The sequence below is a fragment of the Salmonella sp. FC25216 genome (genome assembly GCF_057751355.1).
Genome location: NZ_JBDGON010000007.1, coordinates 319329 through 338514, shown reverse-complemented (window position 1 = coordinate 338514; position 19186 = coordinate 319329). Strand labels below are relative to the sequence as shown.

At 48.2% G+C, this 19186-nt stretch carries 16 protein-coding genes and 1 tRNA gene; 12 read left to right on the top strand and 5 right to left on the bottom strand.

Features of this window, described 5'->3' with window-relative positions; translation table 11 throughout:
- Positions 1 to 87 precede the first annotated feature (87 nt).
- Both AC3G3F_RS16430 and fadE read right to left on the bottom strand, forming a co-directional pair.
- Positions 88 to 855, bottom strand: a complete 768-nt coding sequence (locus AC3G3F_RS16430; protein ID WP_023248851.1) for an amidohydrolase — start codon at positions 853 to 855, stop codon at positions 88 to 90.
- Positions 856 to 963: 108 nt separating this feature from the next.
- Positions 964 to 3408, bottom strand: a complete 2445-nt coding sequence (fadE, locus tag AC3G3F_RS16425) for an acyl-CoA dehydrogenase FadE (protein WP_023248852.1) — start codon at positions 3406 to 3408, stop codon at positions 964 to 966.
- A 239-nt stretch (positions 3409 to 3647) separates the two neighbouring features.
- Here fadE and lpcA point away from each other — a divergent pair, with 239 nt between their 5' ends.
- Positions 3648 to 4226: a D-sedoheptulose 7-phosphate isomerase gene (gene lpcA / locus AC3G3F_RS16420; RefSeq protein WP_000284051.1), complete on the top strand. Its 579-nt coding sequence runs from the start codon at positions 3648 to 3650 to the stop codon at positions 4224 to 4226.
- 125 nt (positions 4227 to 4351) lie between these two features.
- On the top strand, positions 4352 to 5119 hold the full coding sequence (locus tag AC3G3F_RS16415) for a class II glutamine amidotransferase (protein WP_114048574.1): 768 nt from the start codon (positions 4352 to 4354) through the stop codon (positions 5117 to 5119).
- On the opposite strand, the gene dpaA is transcribed toward AC3G3F_RS16415, so the two are convergent.
- Positions 5090 to 5830 carry a peptidoglycan meso-diaminopimelic acid protein amidase gene (gene dpaA, locus AC3G3F_RS16410; protein ID WP_023248854.1) on the bottom strand — a complete coding sequence of 247 codons (741 nt, stop codon included), beginning with the start codon at positions 5828 to 5830 and terminating at the stop codon, positions 5090 to 5092. The genes AC3G3F_RS16415 and dpaA overlap by 30 nt on opposite strands.
- Before the next feature lie 252 nt (positions 5831 to 6082).
- On the opposite strand from dpaA, the gene dinB reads away from it, so the two are divergent.
- On the top strand, positions 6083 to 7138 hold the full coding sequence (dinB, locus tag AC3G3F_RS16405) for a DNA polymerase IV (RefSeq protein ID WP_063390150.1): 1056 nt from the start codon (positions 6083 to 6085) through the stop codon (positions 7136 to 7138).
- Positions 7139 to 7398: 260 nt separating this feature from the next.
- Here dinB and pepD read toward each other — a convergent pair whose 3' ends face one another.
- Positions 7399 to 8856, bottom strand: a complete 1458-nt coding sequence (pepD, locus tag AC3G3F_RS16400) for a cytosol nonspecific dipeptidase (protein WP_488395346.1) — start codon at positions 8854 to 8856, stop codon at positions 7399 to 7401.
- Between the two features lie 245 nt (positions 8857 to 9101).
- On the opposite strand from pepD, the gene gpt reads away from it, so the two are divergent.
- The 3 genes from gpt to crl all read left to right on the top strand — a co-directional run bounded on the left by gpt (position 9102) and on the right by crl (position 11352).
- Complete coding sequence (gpt, locus tag AC3G3F_RS16395) at positions 9102 to 9560, top strand: xanthine phosphoribosyltransferase (RefSeq protein WP_001292018.1); 459 nt, start codon at positions 9102 to 9104, stop codon at positions 9558 to 9560.
- Between the two features lie 88 nt (positions 9561 to 9648).
- A complete protein-coding gene (frsA, locus tag AC3G3F_RS16390) occupies positions 9649 to 10893 on the top strand; it encodes an esterase FrsA (protein ID WP_023248857.1) in 1245 nt (414 codons plus the stop codon).
- A gap of 57 nt (positions 10894 to 10950) precedes the next feature.
- Positions 10951 to 11352 (top strand): sigma factor-binding protein Crl, encoded by a 402-nt coding sequence (crl, locus tag AC3G3F_RS16385; protein WP_000174693.1) that lies wholly within the window; start codon positions 10951 to 10953, stop codon positions 11350 to 11352.
- Between the two features lie 99 nt (positions 11353 to 11451).
- On the opposite strand, the gene phoE is transcribed toward crl, so the two are convergent.
- A complete protein-coding gene (gene phoE, locus AC3G3F_RS16380) occupies positions 11452 to 12504 on the bottom strand; it encodes a phosphoporin PhoE (RefSeq protein WP_053510632.1) in 1053 nt (350 codons plus the stop codon).
- Positions 12505 to 12786: 282 nt separating this feature from the next.
- Between phoE and proB the strand changes: the two genes are divergently transcribed.
- From proB to AC3G3F_RS16350, 6 genes are all read left to right on the top strand, one after another.
- A complete protein-coding gene (proB, locus tag AC3G3F_RS16375; RefSeq protein ID WP_001285275.1) occupies positions 12787 to 13890 on the top strand; it encodes a glutamate 5-kinase in 1104 nt (367 codons plus the stop codon).
- 11 nt (positions 13891 to 13901) lie between these two features.
- Positions 13902 to 15152, top strand: a complete 1251-nt coding sequence (proA, locus tag AC3G3F_RS16370; RefSeq protein ID WP_063390152.1) for a glutamate-5-semialdehyde dehydrogenase — start codon at positions 13902 to 13904, stop codon at positions 15150 to 15152.
- Between the two features lie 115 nt (positions 15153 to 15267).
- Positions 15268 to 15343: transfer RNA gene (locus AC3G3F_RS16365), tRNA-Thr, on the top strand.
- Between the two features lie 451 nt (positions 15344 to 15794).
- Positions 15795 to 16733, top strand: a complete 939-nt coding sequence (locus AC3G3F_RS16360) for a retron St85 family RNA-directed DNA polymerase (RefSeq protein WP_108629849.1) — start codon at positions 15795 to 15797, stop codon at positions 16731 to 16733.
- Between the two features lies 1 nt (position 16734).
- Positions 16735 to 18363, top strand: a complete 1629-nt coding sequence (gene ptuA / locus AC3G3F_RS16355; RefSeq protein WP_108629848.1) for a retron Ec78 anti-phage system effector ATPase PtuA — start codon at positions 16735 to 16737, stop codon at positions 18361 to 18363.
- Positions 18314 to 19123 carry a retron system putative HNH endonuclease gene (locus tag AC3G3F_RS16350; RefSeq protein ID WP_488395345.1) on the top strand — a complete coding sequence of 270 codons (810 nt, stop codon included), beginning with the start codon at positions 18314 to 18316 and terminating at the stop codon, positions 19121 to 19123. Before ptuA ends, AC3G3F_RS16350 begins: the two co-directional genes overlap by 50 nt.
- Positions 19124 to 19186 lie beyond the last annotated feature (63 nt).

Below are 19186 nucleotides of genomic sequence, written 5' to 3'. Positions count from 1 at the left end.
ACGTTGCCTGCCACATTGCGCCACGCGAATTTGTTTTACGGAGAGTTACGGAGTGCAACAATCCCGCCGCGGTGAGCGGCAGGCTGGTTACAATGTGAATGGATCGGCATCGCGCCAGGCAGGAAATTTTTCGCGATAGTCCTGCAAGGCGGCGAGAGAAAGATCGGCATCGATGCGTGTCGCATGGTGTGGATCGGCGGTGGCGATAATGTCGCCCTGGGGATTAATTACCCGGCTATCGCCGCGATAATGAAACCCGTTGCCATCGGTGCCAACCCGGTTACAGCCTGCGACATAAGCCTGATTTTCAATAGCGCGCGCCGTCAGTAATGTTTGCCAGTGTAACGAGCGCGGCGCGGGCCAGTTCGCCACATACAGCGCCAGATCGTAATCATTGCGGTTGCGCGACCATACCGGAAAGCGCAGATCGTAACAGATCAGCGGCAGGATACGCCAACCGCGCCACTGCACGATGATGCGTTTGTCACCTGCGGTATAATATTGATGTTCATCCGCCATACGAAACAGATGGCGTTTATCATAGAAATGAACCTTGCCTTCCGGCTCAACAAGTAAGAAGCGATTTACGGCGCCGCGCTCAGTTTGTAGCGCCGCGCTGCTGGCAATCAGAGCATCAGTTTGTCGGGCTTTGGCCTGCATCCACGCCATCACGCTATCTTGCGAAAGCGAGTTGTTAGCGGCTTCCATCGCAAAGCCGGTGGTGAACATTTCAGGCAGAACAATCACATCCCGGCCAGATACGAGCTCCAGTTGTCTGTCAAAATGACGCAGGTTCGCCGGGCCGTCCATCCAGACTAAAGGTTGTTGCAACAGGGTAATTTTCAAACCAGACACGATCGGGGCTCCTCATTGAACAGCGTCTTTACACTGTAGCATGAGCAATAATAAAAAAGCGGCAAGAAAAAGCCCCGCGAAAGCGGGGCAGGAAAGACGCGAGACCGATTATGCGGCTTCGACTTTACGCACTTTCTCCGGCAGCTTTACCGGCCTGGTCGCCAGCGCTTCAGGTTCAAAATCATCAACGTTGATACTGCGCAGGCGGCTCTCTTCCGCTTTCGCCAGAATGGCGGCTTCATCTTTATCGATAAGCCCTTTCGCCAGCGCATTGCGCGCCAGTTCATCCAGACGAGTAAACGGCAGATTTTTACCCAGTTCTTTGCAGATGCGCTGGTGAATCGGATCGGCGGCAATGACATCACGCAGCGCTTCTTCCAGTAAACCGACCGGATTATGTTCGGCTGGCGTCAGATACTGACCGCGCCCAATACGTGAACGTGTGGCGTTCGGCACCTGCAGGATCTTCGCAACGGCGTGATCCAACTTATCAGACGGCGCCAGATAATGACGACCAGTCGGGAAGATCATCGCAGTGAGCAATCCGGTCACGACGCGGTTCGGGAAGTTTTGCAGCAGATCGTCCATCGCCTGTTCAGCACGATACAGCGCATCCTGTACGCCCCAGTGCACCAGCGGCAGGTCGGCTTCATGGCGACCTTCGTCGTCGTAACGCTTCAGTACGGCTGAGGCCAGATAAAGCTGACTCAGTACATCGCCCAGACGCGCGGAGATACGCTCGCGGCGTTTCAGGCTGCCGCCCAGTACTGCCATTGACACGTCGGACAGCAGCGCCAGGTTTGCGCTCAGTCGGTTCAGATGCTGGTAATAACGCTTCGTGGCATCGCCGGTTGGCGTATGGCTCGTTAAGCCGCGGGTCAGGCCAAGCCAGAAGCTGCGAACGGTATTGCTGCCGACATGACCAATATGTTTAAACAGCAGTTTATCAAAGGCATTCACATCGTTATTCTGCGCTGCGGCCATCTCTTCCAGTACATAAGGATGGCAGCGAATGGCGCCCTGACCAAAGATCATCATGCTACGGGTCAGGATATTCGCGCCTTCCACGGTAATCGCGATAGGCGCGCCCTGGTAAGCGCGCGCCAGGAAGTTGCTCTCGCCCAGCATAATGCCTTTACCGCCAGTAATATCCATCGCGTCGATAATGGACTGCTGGCCGCGGTGGGTGCAGTGATACTTCACGATAGCCGACAGTACTGCCGGTTTTTCACCCAGCATAATGCCGTAGGTGATTAACGATGCGGCGGCATCCATTACATAAGCGTTACCTGCAATGCGCGCCAGCGGTTCTTCAATACCTTCCATCTTGCCGATAGAAATTTTGAACTGACGACGAATGTGAGCATAGGCGCCGGTTGCCAGCGCGACGGATTTCACACCACCAGTGGAGTTGGACGGCAGGGTAATACCGCGTCCTACCGACAAACATTCCACCAGCATACGCCAGCCCTGCCCGGCCATTTTGGGGCCGCCGATAATATAATCAATAGGCACGAAAATATCGTTACCACGGGTTGGACCATTCTGGAACGGAACGTTAAGCGGGAAGTGACGACGACCGATTTCCACCCCCGGCGTTGAGGTGGGAATCAGGGCGCAGGTAATACCCAGCTCTTCTTCTCCGCCTAACAATTTATCCGGATCGGAAAGCTTAAACGCCAGGCCCAACACGGTGGCTATCGGCGCCAGCGTAATATAACGTTTGTTCCAGGTAAGGCGCATACCCAGCACCTGCTGACCCTGCCATTCGCCCATACAGACAATGCCGGTATCTGGAATCGCGCCCGCATCAGAACCTGCTTCCGGGCTGGTCAGCGCAAAGCAGGGGATCTCCTGGCCGCGCGCCAGTCGCGGCAGATAGTGATTCTTCTGCTCTTCCGTACCATAGTGCTGCAACAACTCGCCAGGGCCGAGTGAGTTTGGAACGCCGACGGTGATAGCCAGAATCCCGGAGACGCCGGACAGTTTTTGCAGTACGCGGGACTGCGCATAAGCCGAGAACTCCAGCCCGCCGTACTCTTTTTTAATGATCATCGCGAAGAAACGATGCTCTTTCAGGTAAGCCCACAGTTCCGGCGGTAGATCCGCCAGTTCATGGGTAATCTGGAAATCGTTCGCCATCCGGCACGCTTCTTCTACCGGACCGTCGAGAAACGCCTGCTCTTCGGCAGTGAGTTGCGGTTGCGGATAGTTGTGCAATTTTTTCCAGTCAGGCTTGCCCTGGAACAGATCGCCTTCCCACCAGGTTGTACCTGCATCAATCGCTTCTTTCTCAGTGCGCGACATCGGCGGCATGACCTTACGGAAGCCGCGGAACACCGGCGCGGAAATCATTGACTTACGCATCGGCGTGACGTTAAACGGCACGAGAATAATGGCCAGAGGAACCAGCAGCCAGATGGACCACAGGCCAGCGACGCCAAGTGCGGCGGTCCAGGCGAGCAGAATCAGACTGCTGAGAAATAAACTCACGCGGTGATAGAACAATGCGCCGAGCAGGACAATAGTCGCGAAAATACTCAAAATCATCATAACGAAAAGCTCCCTTGCTTGTAGGAGGTCTGACCACTTGTGATGATTAGGTTGTAGTGGATGTAAAATCTTTTATCAATGTGTTTACAAAATAATTACAACAAAGCTCACATTGTTGCCGTTTTTGGTGGCACGAAAAATCAAAAGCGCAAGGCGTTAATTCGGCTTATGCTTCTCGCCTGTACCGCTATCCGGTACACTGCATACTGTCATTTACATTCATGCTGAAGGATATCCTCATGTACCAGGATCTTATTCGTAACGAACTGAACGAAGCGGCGGAAACGCTGGCTAATTTTTTAAAAGATGACGCCAATATTCACGCCATTCAGCGCGCGGCGGTCCTGTTGGCTGACAGTTTTAAAGCGGGTGGTAAGGTACTTTCCTGCGGTAACGGCGGCTCCCATTGCGATGCGATGCACTTTGCTGAAGAGCTGACAGGTCGTTACCGTGAAAACCGTCCGGGCTACCCGGCAATTGCGATTTCTGATGTTAGCCATATCTCCTGCGTCAGTAATGATTTTGGCTATGACTATATTTTCTCTCGTTACGTTGAGGCAGTAGGGCGCGAAGGCGATGTCCTGTTAGGGATTTCGACGTCAGGGAATTCCGGTAATGTCATTAAAGCGATTGCCGCGGCCCGCGAAAAAGGCATGAAAGTGATCACCCTGACCGGTAAAGACGGCGGCAAAATGGCGGGAACAGCGGATATTGAAATTCGCGTACCGCACTTCGGTTATGCCGATCGTATTCAGGAAATCCACATCAAGGTAATTCATATTTTGATTCAGCTGATTGAAAAAGAGATGGTTAAATAAGCAGACTTTTTTCTGTGCTTTGCCGGATGGCGGCCTTGCAGGACTTATTTGGCCTATGATGGACTTGCGTAGGCCGGATAAACGCAGCGTCATCCGGCAATGAATTATGTTAAGGCAGGTGATGAATGTGCGAATTGCTTGGGATGAGCGCCAATGTGCCAACGGATATCTGCTTTAGCTTCACCGGACTGGTGCAGCGCGGCGGCGGAACCGGGCCGCATAAAGACGGCTGGGGAATTACCTTTTACGAAGGAAAGGGCTGTCGCACGTTCAAAGATCCGCAACCGAGCTACCACTCGCCGATTGCGAAACTGGTACAGAATTACCCGATCAAATCCTGCTCGGTTATTGCCCATATCCGTCAGGCTAATCGCGGCGAAGTAGCGCTGGAAAATACACACCCTTTTACCCGGGAATTATGGGGACGCAACTGGACTTATGCCCATAACGGTCAGCTCAACGGTTATAATTCGCTGGAAACCGGTAATTTCCGTCCGGTGGGGGAAACCGACAGCGAAAAAGCGTTTTGCTGGTTATTGCATAAATTAACGCAGCGTTATCCCCGCACGCCGGGCAACATGACCGCGGTATTTAAATATATTGCGACGCTGGCGACGGTATTACGTGAAAAAGGCATTTTTAACATGCTGCTGTCAGATGGGCGATATGTGATGGCGTTTTGCTCAACACATTTGCACTGGATCACTCGCCGGGCGCCGTTTGGCGTCGCCACGCTGGTGGATCAGGATATGGAAATTGATTTCAGTTCACAAACCACGCCAAATGACGTGGTTACCGTGATTGCTACCCAGCCCCTGACAGGGAATGAAACCTGGCAAAAGATTATGCCAGGCGAATGGGCGTTATTTTACCTCGGAGAGCGTATAGTTTGAGGCCAGTTGCGGCTGAACGACTTCGTGACTCAACGGTTTGCTCACGACGTAACGTCCATCAACGATGGAAACAGTTGGCGGTTTATGCGTCTGTTCAAAATAATCGTAGCCGGGTTTTAGCTGCGCCCAGAAATCTTTGTAATAAGAATATTTATGACGCTGCATATTGGCGTCGGTCATCCGGAACGGATAAATACTCACCTGCACACTCGGCTGACCAAAAACCAGCGCGGCGGTGACAAACTGGAAAATCTCATCAATGCCGCTGTCGGTCATGGCATAGCAGCCGACGGAAACACAGGCGCCGTGAATCATCAGATATTTACCATCATAGCCATGCGCGCGATCGTAGGCATTTGGAAAACCAATATTGATGGCCTTATAAAAACGGCTGTCTGGCTTGAGTTGATTACGTTGAACGCTGTAAAACCCTTCCGGACTTTTAAAATCGCCCTGACGGCGTTTCGGGCCTAACCCGCCGGAATAGTTGCAAATTTTGTAGCTATCAAGCAACTGGTATTGCTCACCCATTTTGACGTAGAGATCAAGGGTGCGCTCTTCTTTAAAAATCTGAATATAGACCGGTGAGCCCATTAACTGCTGCTTATACTCTTTACTGACCGGCGTGACGGGGCTGCTGCTGCTCAGCAAACCGGCAAATGAGACGCACGGAATCAGAAGCATCGCAAGAAAAAATGCGATTTTACGCATACTGCTTGTTCCTTGATAAAACGGTTACACACGCCAGAACGGCAAAAGAGTCCCCAAATCGGAGTAATCTGGATTTGGAGCGCTCACATTAGCACCACAGCAGTTTTTCGCAAGTCCCCGTTTATACGTTTACAATTTTCCCGCAGCTTCTCGTCGTCATATCTTCGAATCCGTCGCTTGTTTTAACGCGAATGTCTCTTTGCGTGCAATAGAATGCACTGTATACTTAAACAGTGTTTCGGGAGGCGAACGATGCGCAAAATCATACATGTTGATATGGACTGTTTTTTTGCCGCGGTTGAGATGCGTGATAATCCGGCGTTACGCGATATCCCCATTGCCATTGGCGGGAGTCGTGAGCGTCGAGGCGTTATCAGTACCGCCAACTATCCTGCGCGCCAGTTTGGCGTACGCAGCGCGATGCCGACCGCCATGGCGCTAAAACTGTGCCCCCATCTCACCTTATTGCCTGGTCGCTTTGACGCCTATAAAGAGGCTTCGCGGCATGTACGTGACATATTTTCCCGCTACACTTCGCTGATTGAACCGCTCTCGCTGGATGAAGCCTGGCTGGATGTAACTGACAGTCCGCACTGTTATGGATCGGCGACTCTGATCGCCAGGGAGATTCGCCAGACCATTTTTAATGAACTGCAACTCACTGCTTCCGCCGGCGTTGCGCCAGTGAAATTTCTGGCGAAGATCGCCTCCGATCTCAATAAACCGAACGGGCAATATGTTATTACGCCAGCCGATGTTCCCGACTTTCTTAAAATGTTGCCGTTAGCCAAAATTCCAGGTGTGGGGAAAGTTTCCGCCGCTAAACTGGAAAATATGGGGTTAAGAACCTGTGGGGATATCCAACAGTGCGATCTGGCGATGCTTCTTAAACGCTTCGGTAAATTTGGCCGGGTTTTATGGGAGCGTAGCCAGGGTATTGATGAGCGTGATGTTAACAGTGAAAGGCTGCGTAAATCGGTAGGCGTTGAGCGTACTCTGGCGGAGGATATTCATGAGTGGTCGGACTGCGAGGCCATTATTGAACGTTTATATCCGGAACTGGAGCGCCGTCTGGCCATGGTGAAACCCGATTTACTGATTGCGCGACAGGGCGTTAAATTAAAATTTAATGATTTTCAGCAAACGACTCAGGAACATGTCTGGCCGCAATTAAATAAAGAAGACTTAATTACCACTGCTCGTAAAACCTGGGACGAGCGTCGTGGCGAGCGCGGCGTGCGGCTGGTGGGGTTACACGTAACGCTGCTCGACCCACAGTTGGAACGACAGTTAGTGTTGGGTTTATAAATCAGGCCGTTAAGTTTTTATAATTATTGCGATTGCGCTATCTAAATTTCAGTATGGTTATATGTGCGTCGTCGGAAAGTATGTGGGGCGAGGCTATCCCATCGGCAGCCGATGTTTCATCAAAGCGAGCGAGGTCATCCTGTCCGTATATGTAAAGGAATGGATTTCAGAGCCGTATTATAAAGCTATTGAACCCGGCGAGCGTTTACTGCCGGGTTCATTCTTAAAAAGTCCGCGCCCTTGCTGTGGCGCGGAGATCATTACTTCGCAGGAATCGCTTTCAGCAATTCGGTCAGCAATGTCCAGTAGTGACCGACGCTTTCGATATGTACCTGCTCATCCGGAGAGTGAGGTCCGGTAATGGTGGGCCCAATAGAGACCATATCCATATCCGGATAAGGTTTCTTAAACAGACCGCATTCCAGACCGGCGTGGATAATCTGGATGTTCGGCGTTTTGTTGAACAAACGCTGATAGGTTTCCCGCACCAGGTGCATGACCGGCGAGTTCGCATCGGGCTGCCAGCCAGGATAGCTGCCTTTCGCTTCGGTTTTCGCGCCAGCCAGCTTGCCCAGCGAATCCAGCATACTCACCACATAATCTTTACCGCTGTCGATCAGGGAGCGAATCAGGCAGTGAATTTCAACATTCGTATCAGACATTGTGACCACGCCAACGTTCAGCGATGTTTCCACTACGCCTTTCGCCACGTCTGAATTGCGGATCACACCATTCGGCGTTGCGTTCAGCAGGCGAACAAAGGTATCACGTGACAGCGCGGTCAATGCGGCGTTATCGCTAGCGACATCATTGAGTTGCAGCGTCAGGTTTTTCTCTTTTTCCGCCAGTTCGTTTTTCAGAATATCCTGGTAAGCGTTAACTAACGTTTTCAGTGCTTCTACGTTGTCTGCGGCAACGGCGAGGGTCGCGAACGCTTCGCGCGGAATCGCATTACGCAGCGTGCCGCCGTTGAAATCGATCAGACGCAGCTCCAGTTCTTCTGCGTGCCCGGCAAGAAAACGCGCCAGCAATTTGTTGGCATTGCCAAGACCGAGGTGAATTTCACCACCGGAGTGGCCGCCTTTGAGGCCTTTCAGGGTTAGCTTAAAGTACGCAAATCCTGCGGGTACAGCTTCACGGGTCAACGCCAGGTTAGAGGTAAAATCGATCCCGCCTGCGCAGCCCATATAGATCTCACCTTCTTCTTCAGAGTCGGTGTTGATCAGGATGTCTGCCTGCAACCAGCCGGATTGAAGGCCGAATGCGCCATCCATCCCGGCTTCTTCGGTCATGGTCAGTAGCACTTCCAGCGGGCCGTGTACGACATTATCGTCAGCCAGTACCGCTAAAGCAGAAGCCATTCCGATACCATTGTCTGCGCCGAGGGTAGTACCGCGTGCTTTAACCCATTCGCCATCAATATAAGGCTGGATAGGATCTTTAGTGAAGTCGTGAACGGTGTCGCTATTTTTTTGCGGCACCATATCCAGATGCGCCTGTAAAACGACCGGTTTGCGATTTTCCATACCTGCAGTGGCGGGCTTACGGATCAGAATATTACCGACCTGGTCGCGCTCCACGTGAAGGCCTTTCTCTTTGGCCCAATCCACAATATGTTCAGCGAGTTGCTCTTCGTGATAGGACGGGTGAGGAATAGAACAGATTTTAGCAAAAATATCCCACAAAGGTTGTGGTGATAACTGAGACAGTTCAGACACGATAAGTCTCCTTGACGGTGCCCTGAAAAACATTCTTACAGGCCACAGGGTTAGCGGAATTGATTACTCTTACGAGATGCGATTGAGAATACCACTTTCTCCGCCTGCGGGTAGTATAAAGCATGCAAAAAGAGGCGCGGATTCCGCTAAACACTGGTTTTTAGCGCGTCAGGTCTCTATAATCTCGCGCAACCTGGTTCACCCTCAATTTTTAAGCCGTAGATAAACAGGCTGGGACACTTCACATGAGCGAAAAATACGTCGTCACCTGGGACATGTTGCAAATTCACGCGCGCAAACTGGCAAGCCGCCTGATGCCTTCAGAACAATGGAAAGGCATTATTGCCGTAAGTCGTGGTGGCCTTGTACCTGGCGCATTACTGGCGCGTGAATTGGGCATTCGTCATGTCGATACCGTATGCATCTCCAGCTACGATCACGATAACCAGCGCGAATTGAAAGTGCTGAAGCGTGCAGAAGGCGACGGCGAAGGCTTTATCGTCATCGATGATCTGGTCGATACTGGCGGTACCGCCGTCGCGATTCGCGAAATGTACCCTAAAGCGCATTTCGTCACGATTTTCGCTAAACCGGCGGGCCGTCCGTTAGTTGATGATTATGTTATTGATATTCCTCAGAACACATGGATTGAACAGCCCTGGGATATGGGCGTGGTATTCGTACCGCCGATTTCAGGTCGTTAATCAGCAGTTTTTCAGAGCGCCCGGCAATGCCGGGCGCTGTTTTATTGGTTACAATAAGCCTCAATGAGTATCCAAGGAGGCTGCACGCATGACACAGGCTAACCTCAGCGAAACCCTGTTCAAACCCCGCTTTAAACATACTGAAACGTCTACCCTTGTCCGTCGGTTCAATCGTGGGTCGCAGCCGCCCATGCAATCCGCGCTGGACGGTAAGAACGTCCCGCACTGGTATCGTATGATAAACCGCCTGATGTGGATTTGGCGCGGCGTTGACCCACGAGAAATCCTTGATGTGCAGGCGCGCATTGTGATGAGCGACGCAGAGCGAACGGATGATGATTTATACGATACGGTCATTGGCTACCGCGGCGGCAACTGGATTTATGAGTGGGCAAAGCAGGCGATGGACTGGCAGCAGAAAGCCTGTCAGGAACAGGACGCCATGCGCAGCGGACGCTACTGGCTTCATGCCTCAACGCTCTATAACATTGCCGCCTACCCACATTTGAAGGGCGATGAGCTGGCGGAGCAGGCGCAGGCGCTGGCGAATCGCGCCTATGAAGAGGCAGCACAGCGGTTGCCAGGTTCGTTGCGTGAAATGGAATTTGCCGTTCATGGCGGTTCGCCGGTAACTGCATTTTTACATATGCCGAAAGGTGATGGTCCGTTTCCGACGGTGCTCATGTGCGGCGGCCTGGACGCCATGCAAACCGACTATTACACCCTGTATGAACGCTATTTGGCGCCGCGCGGTATCGCAATGTTAACGCTTGATATGCCTTCGGTTGGATTTTCATCAAAGTGGAAATTAACCCAGGATTCCAGCTTGATCCACCAGCATGTGTTAAAAGCGCTTCCTAATGTCCCTTGGGTGGATCATACCCGTGTCGCGGCGTTTGGTTTTCGTTTTGGTGCCAATGTTGCGGTGCGTCTGGCCTATCTGGAAGCGCCGCGTTTGAAAGCGGTGGCTTGCCTGGGGCCGGTGGTCCATGCGCTACTTAGCGATCCGCAACGACAGAGCACGGTGCCGGAGATGTATCTTGATGTGCTGGCCAGCCGTCTGGGTATGCATGATGCTTCGGATGAGGCGCTACGTGTGGAGCTCAATCGCTATTCGTTGAAAGTACAGGGTCTACTGGGCAGACGTTGTCCTACGCCAATGCTTTCCGGCTTCTGGAAAAACGATCCTTTCAGCCCGGAAGACGAGTCTCGCTTAATCACATCGTCATCTTCAGACGGTAAGCTGATAGAGATCCCTTTTAACCCGGTGTACCGCAATTTTGACAAGGCGCTGCAAGAAATCACCGACTGGATTCATCATAGATTGTGTTAATAGATTGCTAAATTCTATTGATTTGGTAAAACAGTTGCTTCATTAAAGGAGATCGCAATGACGTTACCGAGTGGACACCCGAAAAGTAGATTGATCAAGAAATTTACCGCACTTGGCCCCTATATCCGGGAAGGGCAGTGCGAAGACAATCGTTTTTTTTTCGATTGCCTGGCAGTTTGCGTCAACGTGAAGCCGGCGCCTGAGAAGCGTGAATTTTGGGGCTGGTGGATGGAGCTGGAAGCACAAGAGAAACGCTTCACCTATCGTTATCAGTTTGGTTTATTTGATAAAGAGGGCAACTGGACCGCAGTGCCGATTAACGAAACCGAAGTGGTGGAACGACTGGAATACACGCTACGCGAGTTTCATGAAAAGCTACGCGACCTGTTGATTTCTATGGAGCTGGCGCTGGAGCCATCTGACGATTTCAACGACGAGCCGGTAAAACTGTCGGCATAACCCTGCTGCCATGCCTGATGGCGCTGCGCTTATCAGGCCTACATATTATCCGTAGGCCTGATAAGGTGTTTATGCCGCCATCCGGCACAATACGACTTATCAGAACTGGTAGGTCAACCCTATCGCAACGATATCATCGTCATTAATGCCTAACGTGTTATCGCTATCAAGCTGGTTGATTTTGTAATCTACAAATGCGGACATATTTTTGTTGAAGTAATAGGTTGCGCCAACGTCAATATAATTCACCAAATCCTCACTGCCGACGCCCTCAATATCTTTGCCTTTTGACAGCACATATCCTAATGATGGACGCAGACCAAAATCAAACTGATACTGGATAACCGCTTCGAAGTTTTGAGTTTTATTGGCAAATCCGCCGGAAATTGGCGTCATGTTGCGGGTTTCCGAATAGAAGGTCGCAATATAAATATCATTAGCGTCATATTTTAAACCCGTAGCCCAGGCTTCGGCTTTATCGCCGGTACCGCGGCGCTGCAGATTTTGCTCATTGGTGCGATCGGAATGAGTATAAGCGCCGCTGATGGCAAAATCGCTGCCGCCGAAATCATAGCTCAATGATGTCCCGAAGCCGTCGCCGTTTTGCTTTTTCACATCGCGATCTTCATTTTTCCCCTGATACTGTAAGGTAAGATCCAGTCCATCAACGATGCCGAAGAAATCGGTATTGCGGTAAGTCGCCAGGCCGCTGGCGCGTTTAGTCATAAAATTATCGGTCTGGGCGGAAGAGTCGCCGCCAAATTCGGGAAACATATCCGTCCAGGCCTCAACATCGTACAGCGCGCCCAGGTTACGCCCATAGTCAAAAGAACCGATGTTTTTTAATTTCAGGCCAGCAAAGGCCAGGCGGGTTTTTTGCTGGGACGAATCACTTTCGGCTTTATTACCGGCGAACTCAGCTTCCCAGCGCCCGTAGCCGGTCAATTGATCGTTAATTTGCGTTTCGCCTTTAAAGCCAAAACGGACATAGCTTTGATCGCCATCTTTGCTGTCATAATCGCTCATATAGTGCATGGCTTTAACTTTTCCATACACATCAAGCTTATTACCGTTTTTATTGTAAACTTCGGCGGCGTGAACAGATGCTGATGCGATGATACTCACCACTACTGCCAGAGTGCTCTTTTTCATTTCCATTCCTGTTTTAATTACGCGCTATGATTTGTCGGGAAACCCCGTAAAAAACAGGAAGGTTTTTAACGTTCGGCAATGAAAGATTTATGACAAAGTGAGAATTTTTTTAAAAAAATATGTTTAATTATTGCGGTAATAAAATTGTCAAATTCCACCGCTACGCTTGCTGATCCTGCGCAACAAAATTTCACGCTACGCGTACAGGTTGTTGGCAACCGGAGCCAGTCCTGCTAAAACGTTCATTTGGTCTTTATTTCTTATTTTGAACGGCAGAGAATCATGAGTGACAGCCAGACGCTGGTCGTAAAACTCGGCACCAGCGTGCTAACAGGCGGATCGCGCCGCCTGAACCGTGCCCATATCGTAGAACTTGTCCGCCAGTGCGCGCAGCTACACGCCGCGGGGCATCGTATTGTTATTGTTACCTCTGGCGCGATTGCCGCCGGACGTGAACATCTCGGCTACCCGGAACTTCCGGCAACGATCGCCTCTAAACAACTTCTGGCGGCGGTAGGGCAAAGCCGTTTGATTCAACTGTGGGAGCAGTTGTTTTCAATTTACGGTATTCACATCGGGCAGATGCTGTTGACGCGTGCGGATATGGAAGACAGAGAGCGCTTTCTGAACGCCCGCGATACGCTGCGTGCGTTACTGGATAACCATATTGTGCCGGTTATCAATGAAAATGATGCCGTTGCAACAGCGGAAATTAAAGTGGGCGATAACGATAACCTGTCCGCGCTGGCGGCGATCCTGGCAGGGGCGGATAAACTGCTGCTGCTGACCGATCAGCAAGGATTATTTACCGCCGATCCGCGTAGCAATCCGCAGGCGGAGCTTATCAAAGATGTGTATGGCGTTGACGATGCGCTGCGCTCTATCGCTGGAGACAGCGTTTCCGGTCTGGGGACTGGCGGTATGAGCACTAAGCTTCAGGCGGCAGACGTTGCCTGCCGCGCTGGTATTGATACGATTATTGCCTCAGGCAGTAAACCAGGCGTTATCGGCGATGTGATGGAGGGGATTTCCGTCGGCACTCGTTTTCATGCGCAAGCCTCGCCGCTGGAGAACCGCAAACGCTGGATCTTCGGCGCGCCGCCGGCAGGCGAAATTACGGTTGATGAAGGCGCTACCGCAGCAATGCTGGAACGTGGAAGTTCACTTCTGCCAAAAGGGATCAAAAGCGTGACGGGTAATTTCTCGCGGGGGGAAGTGATCCGAATTTGTAACCTGCAAGGGCGTGATATCGCTCATGGCGTCAGCCGTTATAACAGTGACGCTCTGCGACGGATAGCCGGTCACCACTCTCAACAAATCGATGCGATTCTGGGCTATGAATATGGCCCGGTCGCTGTCCATCGTGATGACATGATTACTCGATAAGGAACAGGCATATGCTGGAACAAATGGGCATTGCTGCTAAAGCGGCGTCGTATAAGCTGGCGCTGCTCTCCAGCCGCGAAAAAAATCGTGTGCTGGGAAAAATCGCTGATGAACTGGAAGCGCAGACCGAGACCATTCTCAGCGCCAATGTGCAGGATGTCGCGCAGGCGCGTGAAAACGGTCTGAGTGAAGCGATGCTGGATCGCCTGGCGCTAACCCCTGCGCGTCTGAAAGCGATCGCCGACGATGTGCGGCAGGTTTGCTATCTGACCGATCCGGTCGGGCAGGTGATCGACGGCGGTCTGCTGGACAGCGGGCTACGTCTGGAGCGCCGCCGCGTGCCGCTGGGCGTGATTGGCGTTATCTATGAGGCGCGTCCGAACGTTACCGTTGATGTGGCGTCTTTGTGTCTGAAAACCGGTAATGCGGTGATTCTACGCGGTGGGAAAGAGACGCATCGCACGAATGCTGCAACTGTTCGTGTCATTCAGAAGGCGCTGAAAGCTTGCGGTTTACCGGAGGCAGCGGTTCAGGCGATTGATAATCCGGAGCGTTCGCTGGTCAATGAAATGCTGCGTATGGATAAGTATATCGATATGCTTATCCCGCGCGGCGGCGCAGGCCTGCATAAGCTGTGCCGCGAGCAGTCGACGATCCCGGTGATTACCGGCGGGATTGGTGTGTGCCATATTTTTGTTGATAGTAGCGCAGAAATCGCCCCGGCGCTGAAGGTTATTGTTAACGCGAAAACCCAGCGCCCGAGCACCTGTAACACGGTGGAAACCTTGCTGGTGCATCAGGACATCGCAGAACGTTTTCTGCCTGCGCTGAGCCAGCAGATGGCGGAGAGCGGCGTGACGCTGCACGGTGATGAAATCGTCATGCAGGTAATGAGAGGCCCGGCTAAACGCGTTCCGCTGAAGCCAGAAGAACTCGACAACGAATTCCTGTCTCTGGACCTGAATGTGGTCATTGTCATGAACGTTGATGATGCGATTGACCATATCCGCGAACATGGTACTCAGCACTCCGATGCGATTTTGACGTGTGATATGCATAATGCTGCGCGTTTCGTGAACGAAGTGGATTCCGCTGCGGTTTATGTCAACGCCTCTACCCGTTTTACCGATGGCGGGCAGTTTGGGCTTGGCGCAGAAGTGGCGGTCAGCACGCAGAAATTACATGCCCGCGGTCCAATGGGGCTTGAAGCGCTTACCACCTATAAGTGGATAGGCTTTGGCGATGGTACGATTCGTGCGTAATTAATGGCGAGCGGTGCAAAAATAGCCGGTTGAGTAGCAAGGCTATTGACGCACCGCTCGGTTAGTTTTAACCTTCTACCCCGTGATTCACCCATATGAACACTCCCTTCTCAGGGCCGATATAGCTCAGTTGGTAGAGCAGCGCATTCGTAATGCGAAGGTCGTAGGTTCGACTCCTATTATCGGCACCATCTTTTCTCGTAAAATCATCAAGATACTATTGCAGTGTTTTGCTTTATTGAACACTAATGTGCAATTTTGCGCGTTGTAGGTGTGGCAAAATTGTGGCAACAATAATTGTTTAATTTAGCACTACAAAGCGTAAGCCTGTATGAGTTCAATTGCGTCTCATATTTGAAATTTCGTGGAAGAAGGCGTAAAATGGCAATGCTCTTTAGCGTATTATGGATTTACCACCTGATTGGTCAAATCTAGTTGGGCGTTGCGCCAAACTCTAATTTATTGATTACATTTACAGTTGCGGAACAAACTTTTTGAGCCGCAATCCAGTAGGTTGCGGATCAAAAAGTTTGTTCCGCGGCTTCAAGTAAAGAGCCTGGACCTCGGGATGGACAGGGAGCTTAGAGCTCCTTGTTCATCTCTTGGTACTAGTTATTGACTGGTAAACGGAACAAGCTGGTAATGAGCATCGACATTGAAACGACACTTCAAAAAGCTTACCCCGATTTTGACGTACTTTTAAAATCAAGACCAGCAACACACTACAAAGTATACAAAATTCCAAAGCGTACAATTGGCTATCGTATCATAGCTCAACCTACGTCACGAGTAAAAGCAATACAAAGAGATATAATTGAAATACTCAAACAACATACTCATATTCACGATGCAGCCACAGCGTATGTTGATGGGAAGAATATATTAGATAACGCCAAGATACATCAAAACTCAGTTTATTTATTAAAGCTGGACTTGGTCAATTTTTTTAATAAAATAACACCGGAACTTTTATTCAAGGCATTAGCTAGACAAAAATTAGATATTTCAGACGCCAATAAAAACATATTAAAACAATTTTGCTTTTGGAATAGAACAAAAAGAAAAAATGGTGCATTAGTTTTAAGTGTAGGGGCACCAAGCTCTCCTTTTATATCGAATATTGTTATGAGCAGCTTCGATGAAAAGATGAGCTCTTTTTGCTTATCAAATAAAATAAATTATTCAAGATATGCTGATGATTTAACTTTTTCAACAAATGAAAGAGATGTTTTAGGATTGGCACATCAAAAGGTAAAATCAACCTTGCTCCATTTTTTTGGCTCACGGATTATAATTAACAATAACAAAATTGTATATTCATCAAAAGCTCATAACCGTCATGTCACTGGAGTAACTTTAACTAATAATAATAAGTTATCAATAGGAAGGGAAAGAAAAAGATACATTGCTTCTTTAGTATTCAAGTTTAAAGAAGGCAAGCTTTCTAGTGTTGATGTTAATCACCTTAGAGGTTTAATCGGTTTTGCTCATAATATTGAGCCAACTTTCATTGAAAGACTTGAGAAAAAATATGGAAAATCAACAATTGAGTCTATCAAGAAATATTCTGAAGGAGGATGAAATGGAACAGAAATTACCGAGTAGAATAACAAAATTAATTAAAAAATCGGAAAATGGTGATTTTGCAACTTCTTATCAGCTTTATAAGATATTTAGCTCAGATGAGTACGGAGTTGAGCCAGATGAAAAAATGTCTAAATACTTCAAAGAGTTATCAGCAAAGCAGCTAGAAGGCGGTCAACTGAGAGTTGCTGGTATTCGTTTGGAAAATTATAAAGGGTTTGAGTCCCTTATAATGAATTTTTCCTTGAAAAAAAACTCTACAATTTTAGTAGGGAATAATGGTTGTGGGAAGTCGACGATTCTCGATGCAATTCAAAAGGGAATGACGCATCTCTCCTCAAGACTATCTACTCGCTCACATAACGGCGACAGTATTGAAAAGCATGAGTTAAAAAAAGGTCAAAACTATGCTTCGATCGTAATAAATTACGACTATATGGGAGTACCTTTCCCTATGACCATAGCTATGACCGAACCTGGTTATGAGGATAGAGCAAAAAGTAACTATAGCGGGATTAATGAGTTAGGTAATATTTTCAAAACAGCCAATTCAATAAATCAAAATACTTCATTTCCTTTAATTGCAATGTATACAGTTGAAAGAGCTAATGACGTTTCAACTAAAGACATTGAGAATTCAGCAGAAATTAAAGAAGCTCAAATTTGGGATAAATTCAAAGCATATAATAAGAGCCTGACAGGAAAGGCTGATTTTAAATTATTCTTTAGATGGTTTAAAGAACTTATAGAAATTGAAAATTCTGATAATGCTGATATAACAGCATTAAGAGCAGAAATTCGAGCTAAAGAAAAGGACTTAGACAATCCACTATTAAAAGCTCTACTAGCAGAAAATAAAGATTCTCAGACTACTAAAAAGTTGCTAGAAGATCATAACAACACTCTAAAGATTTTAAAGGATAGATTAAATAGCTATTATTCAATTAATAGTAAAACATTACATACTGTTGAAGACGCAATTTATTCTTTCCTTCCGGGATTTAGTAACCTTAAACTTCAAAGAGCTCCTCTTGATCTGATTGTGGATAAAGAGAATGTTTCTCTAAGTGTTTTGCAATTATCGCAAGGTGAAAAATCCATTTTAGCATTAATTGCTGATATTGCTCGTAGATTGACATTGTTAAACCCTAATAGCGTCAATCCGTTAAATGGCACTGGAGTTGTGTTAATTGATGAAATAGATCTTCACTTACACCCATCATGGCAGCAAAATATTATTCCGCGACTTGAGAGAACTTTTAAAAATATTCAGTTTATAGTTACAACTCATAGTCCTCAGGTTTGTCATACTATTGATAGCCAAAACATATGGTTATTAAAGAATGGCCAAAAGTTTAAGGCACCGAAAGGAGTTAGAGGAGCAATATCTTCTTGGGTATTGGAGAATTTGTTTGAGGTTGCTCAAAGGCCGCCAGATGATAAATACACCAAACTCTTACAAGAATATAAAGATTTAGTATATTCAGAAGAATATGCTAGCGATTACACAAGAAAGCTAGGTGCTACTTTATCCCAACATTTCGGTCCGGATGATGAAACCTTAGTAGAGTTAAAGCTTGAAATTGAAAAAAGAATTTGGGAAGATGACTTTGAAAAGGATCAATAAAACTCCGGAGGATAAATTCTTTAGCAACTTTAAAGCTCAAAATCCAAATGGAACTTGGGATGATTTTAGGAATCATGAACAAGGTGTTTTGTATAAGAGGCTCAAGCAACATATTTGCATTGATCAAATGTACCTTTGTGCGTATTGTGAGATAGATTTAGATTGTGAAAATGAACATGAAATAAAAGTGGAGCATTTCAAATCCAAATCTGGTTCACTCCCAGGTGGTATTAATTGGCATTTAGAATGGTCTAATCTCTTAGCTGTATGTCTGGGTGGTACAAATGAAGGTGATGATTATCAATTACCGGTGAATCTTAGTTGCGATTCATATAAATCTCATTATGAAGACAAAAATAAAGTTATTGACAAAGACTGGACAGGGAAAATTCTCCTTCCCCTCACGCTTCCAGATGCGCATAATTTATTTGTTTTTGACAAAGGTACAGGTAAATTGCTACCTAATGAACCATACTGTAATAGCATTAGCATAGATGGGAAGCCTGCTGCAGAAACACTCGACATTGTTAATAAAACAATAGAGGTTTTAAATTTAAATTGTAGCAGACTAAATAACGCTAGAATGAAATTGCTATTTCTCTTCAATAAGTGTGCACGAGAAAAAGATTTAAGAAAAATGCATAAGTTACTGATACAATGGAGTCAAGGTAAACCTAAGTTTTTTCAGACGACACGAGATATAATTATTCGTGAAAGCCGAATTTGCCAAGGATTATTGGACGGAACGATAAAATATTAACGATAAAGGGACATGCGCAGATTCCATTTATTGTTATTCTAAATGATAATGATTTAAATATTT

Bases quoted from the DNA above. Each gene is read 5' to 3' on its own strand.
- fadE (WP_023248852.1), bottom strand. From the start codon at position 3,408: ATGATGATTTTGAGTATTTTCGCGACTATTGTCCTGCTCGGCGCATTG.
- lpcA (WP_000284051.1), top strand. From the start codon at position 3,648: ATGTACCAGGATCTTATTCGTAACGAACTGAACGAAGCGGCGGAAACG.
- AC3G3F_RS16415 (WP_114048574.1), top strand. From the start codon at position 4,352: ATGTGCGAATTGCTTGGGATGAGCGCCAATGTGCCAACGGATATCTGC.
- dpaA (WP_023248854.1), bottom strand. From the start codon at position 5,830: ATGCGTAAAATCGCATTTTTTCTTGCGATGCTTCTGATTCCGTGCGTC.
- dinB (WP_063390150.1), top strand. From the start codon at position 6,083: ATGCGCAAAATCATACATGTTGATATGGACTGTTTTTTTGCCGCGGTT.
- gpt (WP_001292018.1), top strand. From the start codon at position 9,102: ATGAGCGAAAAATACGTCGTCACCTGGGACATGTTGCAAATTCACGCG.
- frsA (WP_023248857.1), top strand. From the start codon at position 9,649: ATGACACAGGCTAACCTCAGCGAAACCCTGTTCAAACCCCGCTTTAAA.
- crl (WP_000174693.1), top strand. From the start codon at position 10,951: ATGACGTTACCGAGTGGACACCCGAAAAGTAGATTGATCAAGAAATTT.
- phoE (WP_053510632.1), bottom strand. From the start codon at position 12,504: ATGAAAAAGAGCACTCTGGCAGTAGTGGTGAGTATCATCGCATCAGCA.
- proB (WP_001285275.1), top strand. From the start codon at position 12,787: ATGAGTGACAGCCAGACGCTGGTCGTAAAACTCGGCACCAGCGTGCTA.
- proA (WP_063390152.1), top strand. From the start codon at position 13,902: ATGCTGGAACAAATGGGCATTGCTGCTAAAGCGGCGTCGTATAAGCTG.
- AC3G3F_RS16360 (WP_108629849.1), top strand. From the start codon at position 15,795: ATGAGCATCGACATTGAAACGACACTTCAAAAAGCTTACCCCGATTTT.
- ptuA (WP_108629848.1), top strand. From the start codon at position 16,735: ATGGAACAGAAATTACCGAGTAGAATAACAAAATTAATTAAAAAATCG.